The 1,939-nt window shown below is 62.0% G+C and carries 2 protein-coding genes; one reads left to right on the plus strand and one right to left on the minus strand.

The window, feature by feature from the left end; translation table 11 throughout:
* Positions 1–199: 199 nt before the first annotated feature.
* On the minus strand, positions 200–418 hold the full coding sequence (locus AB1609_22610) for a hypothetical protein (protein MEW6049227.1): 219 nt from the start codon (positions 416–418) through the stop codon (positions 200–202).
* Positions 419–470: 52 nt separating this feature from the next.
* Between AB1609_22610 and AB1609_22615 the strand changes: the two genes are divergently transcribed.
* Complete coding sequence (locus AB1609_22615; protein MEW6049228.1) at positions 471–947, plus strand: hypothetical protein; 477 nt, start codon at positions 471–473, stop codon at positions 945–947.
* The last annotated feature ends 992 nt before the right edge of the window (positions 948–1,939 follow it).

A 1,939-nucleotide genomic window follows, 5' to 3' on the forward strand; every position in this document is an offset into this window, starting at 1 on the left:
GTGAATCGCTCGGATCAGGCAGCGGAGGTAGAAAGGGTGCTGCGTGAGCTAGAAAGAGTTATTGGCAATCACGAAGCCAAAGGCTAGACCAGTGCCTCCTGATAAAGTCGCCGGCGACGGAGAGAGCGGCTCGACCCGTGGCGGGATGGGGTCGTCCTGCAAGCTTTCTCCCTCTCCCTGCCGGCCCGGCGGGGCCGGCTCAGGCTCCCACCGGGGCCAGGGCCAGCAGCCGGCGGGCGGCGCGGGCCACGTTGTGGGTGAAGATGCCCTCGCCGCTCCAGGTAACGGCCCGCTCGGCTCCCCGGAAGCCGTCCTTCCTGGCCGCTGCGCCAGCGAACCAGTCGCCGAAAGGCCCGGCATCGCTCGAATTGGGCAATACCAGTTCAGGCCGTCTCGAATTGGATCTGGCGTCAGCCACCGGCCGGCCTCCGGGTCGTACCAGGAGAGGTAGGTTATGAGGGGTTCTAGCCATGCCGACGTATACGACCAAGAAGCGGCGGCCCAAGATCGGGGATGTGATAGAGATTCCTACCCCTCGCGGCCTTGCCTATGCACAGTACACCCATAAGCATCCGATGTACGGTGCACTACTGCGGGTATTGAGAGGCATTTACACGCAACGACCGGCCGACTTCTCCGAGGTGGTGAAGCAAGAGGAGCATTTCAAAGCGTTCTTCCCTTTGGGAGCCGCCGTCCATCGCGACATTGTCACGATCGTGGCCCATGAAGAGGTACCTGATTCGGCCAAGCCCTTTCCCATGTTCCGCGCCGCTGGGATGATCGATCGCTCAGGTCGTGTGCGTTCCTGGCTTCTCTGGGACGGCGAGCGCGACTGGTACGTGGGCCAGTTGACACCGGAGCAGCGGCAGCTTCCTGAACTCCAGATAGTCAACGATACGGCGCTCATCGAGATGATTCTCGAAGGTCCATACCCGGAGAACGATTGACGCTTGGCCCACTGCCGCCTGGCGGCTCCGGAAACAACCCATGGCGCAGCCTTTACCGAGAAGGTGAGGAGGGGCTCTGCCAGTCGGGAACCGGTTGCGCCTGCCCCCAAGGGGGCCCGCAGGTCCTCGATGGCCATGGCCCTTCCGCCCGGGGGGTGAAATCTCGCCCGTTGGACCGAGTCGGTCGGCGCCGCTTGACAGCTCAACATAGGTGGGAAAGAGCTTCCGAGGCCGCCTCCTGTGGGGGTTGGCTCAGGATGCGGATTTGATTGGCGTTGCTGAACTACTGGCGCAGGCTCTGCCCCTTCGGGCCACGATGTGACACGCCGAGTCAGCTCTCGGAGGCGGGCAAAAGCACTCTCCACGAGGTTGGTGCTCCGGATGCTGCACTGCGGCTCAGAGGGTAGCCCCAAGCGCAGGCGCGTCAGCCTCACTTCCACCGTCACCTCCTCGCTGGTGGCGGCTTCCGGGTAACCCTCCTCGCCAAGGCGGGCGAGCGCCCGCAGCATGGTCTCAGTAGTGGCAGGGTCCTCGTACCGCGAGTCCCCCTCGCGAGAAGGAGCTTGAATTCTTCGCGACTCCACTGGCAATTCACGTTCACCTATTGCCGCTCCTGGGTTCACCCGCGAAGGAAGGACTTGATCCTCTCTGTAGCATCAAAAAGAAAACTGATTGATTCATCGCGGTTTAGCCGATCGATCACGAGGGCCAAGGTGGCAGACATGTCCACTTCCACGAACCATTCGCGATCTCTAAGGCCGCCTGGAATGTAGGTCAGACGACCAGGAAAAGGCCGAGCAGACCGCCGACGCTAAAGCATGACACCCTTTCACCAAGTAACGCCTGCGAAGCGAACCGGCAGTTCAGGATAGCGTCCCCGCAAGTGGTGTAAATTGGGTTCCCGCTTGACTGCCACCCGTTACGCCGCGATATCAGGCAACTGTGGCATTCCCTCGCTTTCACCCCCCGTCGTTCTTTGCCGGGCAGCATAG

It is taken from the genome of Bacillota bacterium, from assembly GCA_040754675.1.
Lineage (GTDB): Bacteria > Bacillota > Limnochordia > Limnochordales > Geochordaceae > Geochorda.

Excerpts from the sequence above, each read along its gene's own strand:
- AB1609_22615 (MEW6049228.1), top strand. The coding sequence starts at position 471 with ATGCCGACGTATACGACCAAGAAGCGGCGGCCCAAGATCGGGGATGTG.